Genomic DNA, 8084 nt, shown 5'->3' with positions numbered 1-8084 from the left:
TTGCCACGGATTGTACAGATGAACACAGATTGCTTAGTCTCATAGATTAAAAATCCTTTTAATCTTTTTAATCTGTGGCAAAAGTACTTGGTAATAATTGCGACAATATAACTTTCTTCTTACTTAAATGGTCTGAATCCATTTTTTTGTTAAAATTAACAAATTTTAGAACATCATTTTTAAACGTTTGCATAAATTTACTTAATCCTCCTATTTTCAATACAACTTCGAAGCAACATTTGTAACTTTGTCGCTCGAGCTAAATTCAATTCATGTCGTTTTCATATCCTAAAAATCATAAACTAAAAAGCAAAAGAAGTATTGACCTGCTCTTTACGAAAAGCAAATCGGTTTCTAAATACCCATTACGATTGGTTTACGCTGTTGCAAATGACCAACAAATGGACGGCGAAATGTTGAAAATGGGCGTTTCGGTTTCCAAGAAATACTTTAAATATGCTGTGGATCGCAATTATTTCAAACGGATTTTGCGCGAAACCTATCGCTTGAACCAGCATTTACTGCGCGAAAATTTGACAGAACCCTATATTTTTATGTTTTTTTACCAAACCAAAGACCGTTTGAGCTATTCGGAAATTGAAGAAAAAACAATTCAACTCTTTGAAAAATGGAACGCTGAAATTTTGAAGCAATCGCCTAAAATCTAACAAATTGCATGGTTTTTGCTCCAAAAAAGTGTTTATCTATAATTTATGTTTATTTTAGTAACCCAATTTAGTCTTCAAGACAAAATCACAAGATAATGCAAATTCATTTCAAAAAAAGATTCCTAATTCCCGTTGTTGCAACTGGACTGTTTTTCATCGGAACGAGTTTTAAAGACGACTTCTTTGAAATTGCCAAACAAATCGAAATTTTCACTGAAGTATTCAAAACGGTCAACATGAATTATGTGGACCAAACGAATCCGGGTCAAATGATGGACAAAGCCATCAAAACAATGCTGGCTGATTTAGACCCGTACACCAACTATTACAACGAGCAAGACGTCATTAAATTTAAAATCAACATGACAGGCGAATACACCGGCATTGGCGCTTTAATTGCACGAAAAGAAGGACGCTTGATCATTAAAGAACCCTACAAAAATTATCCCGCCGACAAAGCTGGTTTAAAAGCAGGCGACGAAATTATTCAAATTGGTGAAGTAAACATTATTGACTTTAAAGAAGATATTTCGCAATTGCTCAAAGGAGCCAAAAATGCCAAAATCGACATTACCTACAAGCGATTAGGCAAAACAGCGACTACTCAAATCGTTCTCGAAGAAGTAGAAATTAAAGCCGTTCCGTTTTTTGGAAAAGTAGACGAAAAAACGGGTTATATTGTTCTTTCGCAATTCAACAGAAAAGCGACTGCAGAAGTAAAAGCGGCTTTGGAAAATTTGAAAAAAGAAGGTGCCGAAAAAATTATTTTAGACCTTCGTGGAAATCCTGGTGGTTTGCTGCATGAAGCGGTGAATATTTGCAATTTATTTGTGCCAAAAAATGAAGTGATTGTGACGACCAAATCTAAAATCGAACAACACAATAATTCCTATAAAACAAATTTTGAACCCGTAGATTTAGATATTCCGCTCGTGATTTTAGTAGATGGAAAAAGTGCTTCTGCCTCGGAAATTGTTGCAGGAGCATTGCAAGATTTGGATCGCGCAGTAGTTATTGGAAGTCGGAGTTTTGGAAAAGGTTTGGTACAACGACCGATTGACTTGGTGTACAGCACACAAGTAAAAGTCACAATTTCGAGGTATTACACGCCTTCGGGTCGTTGCATCCAGTCGTTGGATTACGGTCAGAAAGATGCCAATGGAAAAGCTATTCGTACCGATGCTAAAAATTATAATGCTTTTAAAACCCGTAAAGGTCGGCCGGTTTTTGACGGAGGCGGTATTTTGCCCGACGTGGTTATGGAAGAAACCAAATTGAATCCAATTTCTGAAGCGTTGCAGCAAAATGACGCGATTTTCAATTTTGCCACTGATTATTTTTTTAAAAACCCATCGCTTGGCGAAAAAATTCCTGTGATTTCCGATGCCGATTACACCGCATTCAAACAATTTTTGAAAAAAGAAAAATTTTCGTCGGATACCGAAACACAAAAAGCATTAAAAAATGCTTTAGAATTAGCCAAAAAAGAAGGCATTGACGAATCGATAAAAGCAGAGTATAACTTGCTGGTTGCAGCCATTCAAAAAAGTGAAGAAGCCCAAATCAATAAATACCAAAAAGAAATTAAAAACCTGTTGGTAGACGAACTTATTTTGCGGTACCAATACCGAGAGGGTTTGTACAACTACTATCTTAAAAGTAATGCAGAAATCAAAAAAGCCACATCGATGTTGAATAATCCTGTGGAATACAAAAAAATACTTTTACAATGATGTTTCGAATTTTAAAATATTTGCCCCTGCTTTTCATCGGGATGCTTCAAGCTCAAGAGGAAGTGATTCATTCGGTTTACTTTGAGTTTGACAAATTCAGTTTAAAACCCGAACAACTGCAAGGTGTGGTCGATTTTATCCGCACCACCGATTCGACTCGAATTGAAACTATTGAAATTTTTGGGTATTGCGACGATCGCGGGAAAGACGCATACAATTTTAAGCTTTCGCAAAATCGGGCGAATACCATTCAAGAAGAATTTCTGAAAAACGGTATTACCAACAAAGTAATTGTAACCATCGAAGGAAAAGGCCGTATCATGATAGATGATGATATTGTGGAAAACATTCCCGAAGTGCGTTCCAAAAACCGTCGGGTAGATGTTGTGTTGAATTTGAAACCATTGCCCAAAATTCAACTCCCGGGCTATTACAATAGCATTCAGAAAAACCATGTAGTAGGCGATCATATTTATCTGGACAATTTACTTTTTGACCGCGGAAGCAGCGTGTTGACTTTCAAATCAAAAGCGGATTTGGCAAAGTTAGCCAAGCTTTTATTGCGTCATAAAAACATTGAATTCGAAATTCAAGGGCATATTTGTTGTACTCCTCGTTACCAAAAAGAGGCCGTGGACCGCCACACCGGAAAACGAAAACTCTCTCACAATCGTGCCGAAGCCGTTTATAAATATTTGATTTTAAAAAAAGTACCTAAAAGTAGGATGACGTTTAAGGGTTATGGAAATTCGGTTCCGCTTGGAAAAGGTACGGAATACGACCGTCGAGTGGAATTGGTAATTACGAAGATTTAAATGCGGAGCATCTCAATATGCTCGATTCCATCCTCCAAATACGTTTCGCTTACTTGCAGGAAACCTAGACTTTCATAGAATTTTTTCAAGTACAATTGTGCCGAAATCGTAATTTTTTGCGTTCCAAAATGGATTTGGATTCCTGCAATCGCTTCGTTCACTAAATCGTAGCCAAGCTTGTTTGCTCGAAATTTTTCTGCCACCACTACCCGACCAATTGAAGCGTTTTCGAAGTAATCATTGGGTTTGAAAAGCCGGGAATAAGCCACAATTTGACCTTTTATCTCCCCCACAACATGCAGCGCTTTTTCGTCTTTGTCGTCAATGTCTTGGTAAACGCAATTTTGCTCCACTACAAAGACTTCACTTCGCAGTTGTAGCATTTGGTACAGTTCCGAGATAGTTAGCTCGTTAAAACGCTTAATTTTGAATGTAATTTCCATTAGATATTTATAAAAATTTAACCGATTTGATAATCGCTTCCAGTTCCATCATCAAGTCGCGTTTAGAGGTGGATGGTGCATAACAAAACCCTTCAATAATGATGAATTCGCGTTTTTTTCGATCCATAATAGCATAATTTATAAACGACCCTGACATATAATCGCCTTTGAGTTCCCAAGTTCCTTTGGTTTCATAAGCCCGCCTTTGAGCAATGACGGTAATGTCAAAATAGGGTGCATAGGATTCTTCGGTAATCATTTTGCTGTTGTTTTCCTTTCCTCTGATGTAACGCGCTCCAAAAACATCTCGCATAGCAATGATGTTATTGACCACATTATCATTTTTAAGTATGGTTTTGAACGGCACTTTGTAGACCAAAATACTGGTGTTTCCGCTCAAAATTTCTTTTTTCATCCAAATAAAATTGGGTTTTTCCATCACGTATTGAAAAGTGGCTGGAACATCTAACGAAATTTTGAATCTTTTTTTAAGTTTTTCATCGCTCAATAAATTTTCGCGAACCAGTGCTTGACTGCGTTTGATTTCTGTTTCCCGAAATAATGTTACTAATGAATCGCCGTTTTGATCAATAAAAGCAATAATCTCGGCGATGGATTTCCCTGAAATGACTACTAAGTTTTGGGGCTTTATGTGTTGATCATGCACCACTCGATACCCCGTTTTTTCTTCTTTTTTAATCAGAATCAAATTGGTATTTGAATTTTTATAGGCGTCAAACAAACGCACAGGAAACTGCTGAATGGTAAACAACGGCTCTTCCTGTGGAAGTCCATCTACGGGTGCTGCAAATTTTTTGCGCAAACTATCGCCAATTTCGCCACTCCATAAATTATCATTTATGGCAATAGCCAAGGAATTAATAGCACCGGTAGCTGCCACTTTTTTAGGTTCGTTGTCTTTGCAAGAAACTAATAACACAGAAAAAAGTAGTGCTAAAAATGGAATGTGCCAATTTGCTCTATCAGTTCTAAAATATTTGGAACCCCTTTTAATCATAAACAAAGCTATAAAATAAATTCCTTAAATGGAGTGACCAAATAAGGAATTTAAATTATGTTTCGCACTATACTTTTTCTAGAAATTAACTACTAATTCGCAGTTTCATCCCTACTTTCAATTCATTTCCTTTAATGCCGTTCCATTTTTTAATATCGGTAACGGTAACGCCAGGGTATTTTTGGGCAATTTTAAAGAGTGAATCGCCTTTCTTTACCAAATAATGTTGGATTTTTTCAGAAGTAGCTACTTCCTTTTTTTCATCTGATAAAATCAAAAGTTTCTTTCCTACTTGCACGGTGTTGTCTTTCAAATCATTCCATTCTTGAAGTGAAGCTACTGAAACATTATACTTCTTGGCAATACTACCCAAATTGTCTCCTTTTACAACCTGATAATTGATATGGTTTTTAGTTTCAATTTCATTTTTTATACCCGCTACTTGATCTGATTTCTGTACTTTCAGTTGGCTATCGGCTTTAACTGTGGCGTCCTCCAAGTTGTTCAATTCTTTTAATTCTGCTACCGAAATATTGAATTTTTTTGCTATTGACGACAAATTATCTCCCTTTTGAACCGTGTAAACCGATGATAAAAGTTGTTCTCCGGGATTTGAAGTCGTGGGTTCTGTCGAAGCAATTGCCGTTTCTTCCTCTTTTTCAACAGCTAATGGAACCGTTTTTGGTACCGCAACTGGTTCTTTAACGGTTGAAACAATTTTGAGTTTTGCACCCGAACTAATTGTGCTGCTTCTTAAATTATTCCAACGTTTTAATTCGCTTACAGCAACACCATATTTGTTAGAAATTAATCCCAAACTCTCGCCTTTAAGAACTGTATGATATTTTGTTTTGGTTCGGTAGTTGGAATTGGAGGCAACAACATTATCTGCTTTACGGTTGTTGGCAACAAAATAAGGCATTTCAATTTTCGTACGTTCTTTGTCTACGTAAGCATAAATTTTATCTTCATTGGAAGTGAATACAGCAATTTTTTCTTTTGGCAAACGCAAAAAGTGTGGTTTATTTGGATAAAACGGAACCACGTTCATTTTGTACGAAGGATTCAATAATTGAATTTGTGAAACTGGAACATCCATCAAATCGGCAATTTGTTTAAAACTCATTTCCTTTTTAATCATCACCGTATCCGTTTCGAAATGTTTGACCACTGCACGATTGGGCACAATTCCGTGCTCTTTATGGTATTCATAAATATACATTGTGGCTAAAAAAGCGGGAACATATCCTTGGGTTTCTTTGGGCAAATATTTTCGAATGTTCCAATAGTTTTGCTGTCCGCCTGAACGTCTAATTGCTTTGGCCACATTTCCAGCTCCTGAATTATAGGATGCCAAAACCAGTTCCCAATCGCCAAAAATTCGGAACATATTGGTCATGTATTGGGTAGCTGCTTTACTGGACTTTAGGGGATCGCTTCGTTCATCTACAAAAGAATCTACTTTAAGATCGTATTCTTTGCCCGTTTGGTACATAAATTGCCACAAACCCGTAGCACCAACTCGAGAAACTGCTTTCGGGTTCAACGCCGATTCTACAATGGCTAAATATTTAATTTCTAAAGGAACATTTTGTTTCGCCAAGGCCTCTTCGAACATCGGGAAATAATATTCTGAAATGGCCATCAAGCGTTCGAACGATTTTTTCCGGTTTTTCAAAAATGATTTGATTACATTTTCAACGGCTGGATTATATTGAATGTTGAAAGGAGATTTGGCATCCATTTCTTTAAAACGCGCTTTCAATAATTCGGTAGAAAGATCGTAATCCACTTTTTTATCAACGTCTATTGTAGCAATATCATTGAGTAATTCGGGAAAAATGTCGTGATTCATAAGTTCTTTTAACCACAAACTATCGACACAAGCGGCAATTTCATCGTGAACAAAAGTGGATTTTATGGAATCGAGGTAGGAAATTTTAACAATCGGTGGTTTTACAAGAGAAGAATCTGAATCTTGCGAAAAAATAGTTCCCGAAATTAATAATGCTGCGGTTACGACTAAATTTCTTGTATTCATTTATTTATTGTTTGTTTGTTACAGCTGCAAAAATAAAGCCATAACAAATATTAAATTCATTTTATAATACGTCAAAATCTAACTCGAACGGTATCAAGTTAGATTTCAACGATATGCAAACATAACAATCTTATAACAAAATCGTTATATCATATAACTTAAATTTTTAATAAAAATTGTTTTAACACTTTAAATTAGTCTAATATGGCGGCAATTCCAGGGAGGGTTTTTCCTTCAAGCATTTCCAGCATCGCACCACCACCAGTGGAAACGTAGCTCATTTTGTCTTCCAAACCGAACTGTTTTACTGCCGAAACCGAATCGCCACCTCCTACGAGTGAAAAAGCGCCCTTTTCGGTAGCTTCTGCAATAAAGTTGCCCAATTCGATGGTTCCGTTGGCAAAATTTTCCATTTCAAAAACGCCCAAAGGTCCGTTCCACAAAATCGTTTCCGACTCTAAAATTACTTTTTTGAAATTCGCTAACGATTTGGGTCCTGCATCTAAACCTTGCCAACCGTCGGGAATTTTATCTACATCAACGATTTGCGTTTCTGCATCGTTAGAAAACGCATTTGCCGCCACCACATCCACGGGAATATGAATTTGCACGCCTTTTTCTTTGGCCAATCGTAAAATTTCTAGTGCCAAATCTTGTTTGTCGTCTTCGCAAATCGAATCGCCAATTTTTCCGCCTTGTGCTTTCACGAATGTAAAAGTCATTCCACCGCCGATGATCATGTGGTCTACTTTGTCCAAAATGTTTTCGATAACTGTTATTTTCGACGACACTTTTGAACCTCCTAAAACAGCGGTTACGGGTTTTTGAGAATTTTTTAAGACCTTATCAAGGCTTTCAATTTCGGCGGCTAATAGTTTTCCGAAACATTTGGCTTCAGGAAAAAACTGTGCAATAATTGTAGTTGAAGCGTGAGCTCGATGAGCTGTCCCAAAAGCATCATTGACATAAATATCGCCTAAAAAAGCTAATTCTTTAGCAAAATCAACATCGCCCGCTTCTTCCTCAGCATAAAAACGCAAATTTTCAAGTAGCAGAATTTCTCCCGGTTGTAAGCCATTGGCTGCATTTTGAGCTACTTCTCCTCGGCAATCAGATGCAAATTTTACTTCGTGACCTAAGATTTCTGAAGCTTTTGCCACAATATGTTTCAACGAATATTTATCTTCTTTTCCTTTTGGACGACCCAAATGCGACATCAAGATTACGCTTCCGCCGTTTGCTAAAATAGCATCAATTGTAGGCTTTGCAGCTTGAATTCGGGTAGCATCGGTAACATTAAAATCAGCGTCTAATGGTACATTAAAATCCACGCGAACCAACGCTTTTTTATTTTTAAAATTGAAGT

General features: G+C 36.9%; 7 protein-coding genes. 3 read left to right on the top strand and 4 right to left on the bottom strand.

The genetic code is table 11. The features are described 5' to 3' along the window. Positions 1-272 precede the first annotated feature (272 nt). From rnpA to ACIQ2X_RS11310, 3 genes are all read left to right on the top strand, one after another. Positions 273-668 carry a ribonuclease P protein component gene (rnpA, locus tag ACIQ2X_RS11320; RefSeq protein WP_396179031.1) on the top strand — a complete coding sequence of 132 codons (396 nt, stop codon included), beginning with the start codon at positions 273-275 and terminating at the stop codon, positions 666-668. Between the two features lie 95 nt (positions 669-763). Next, positions 764-2401, top strand: coding sequence for a S41 family peptidase (locus ACIQ2X_RS11315; RefSeq protein ID WP_396179030.1), 1638 nt, complete (start codon positions 764-766; stop codon positions 2399-2401). Then, positions 2398-3216 carry an OmpA family protein gene (locus tag ACIQ2X_RS11310; RefSeq protein ID WP_396179029.1) on the top strand — a complete coding sequence of 273 codons (819 nt, stop codon included), beginning with the start codon at positions 2398-2400 and terminating at the stop codon, positions 3214-3216. The genes ACIQ2X_RS11315 and ACIQ2X_RS11310 overlap by 4 nt, the downstream gene beginning before the upstream one ends. On the opposite strand, the gene ACIQ2X_RS11305 is transcribed toward ACIQ2X_RS11310, so the two are convergent. The 4 genes from ACIQ2X_RS11305 to ACIQ2X_RS11290 form a co-directional block, all read right to left on the bottom strand. After that, positions 3213-3659 (bottom strand): GNAT family N-acetyltransferase, encoded by a 447-nt coding sequence (locus tag ACIQ2X_RS11305; RefSeq protein WP_396179028.1) that lies wholly within the window; start codon positions 3657-3659, stop codon positions 3213-3215. The genes ACIQ2X_RS11310 and ACIQ2X_RS11305 overlap by 4 nt on opposite strands. Before the next feature lie 7 nt (positions 3660-3666). Further along, positions 3667-4677, bottom strand: a complete 1011-nt coding sequence (locus ACIQ2X_RS11300) for a DUF4837 family protein (protein WP_396179027.1) — start codon at positions 4675-4677, stop codon at positions 3667-3669. A gap of 85 nt (positions 4678-4762) precedes the next feature. Further along, positions 4763-6718 carry a LysM peptidoglycan-binding domain-containing protein gene (locus tag ACIQ2X_RS11295; RefSeq protein WP_396179026.1) on the bottom strand — a complete coding sequence of 652 codons (1956 nt, stop codon included), beginning with the start codon at positions 6716-6718 and terminating at the stop codon, positions 4763-4765. A 194-nt stretch (positions 6719-6912) separates the two neighbouring features. Further along, positions 6913-8084, bottom strand: a 1172-nt coding sequence (locus ACIQ2X_RS11290; protein ID WP_396179025.1) for a phosphoglycerate kinase, incomplete at its 5' end; no start/stop codon positions are given.

It is taken from the genome of Flavobacterium sp. (assembly GCF_044368625.1).
In the GTDB taxonomy this organism is placed as follows: Bacteria; Bacteroidota; Bacteroidia; order Flavobacteriales; family Flavobacteriaceae; genus Flavobacterium.
This window is presented reverse-complemented; position numbering and strand designations above follow the sequence as displayed.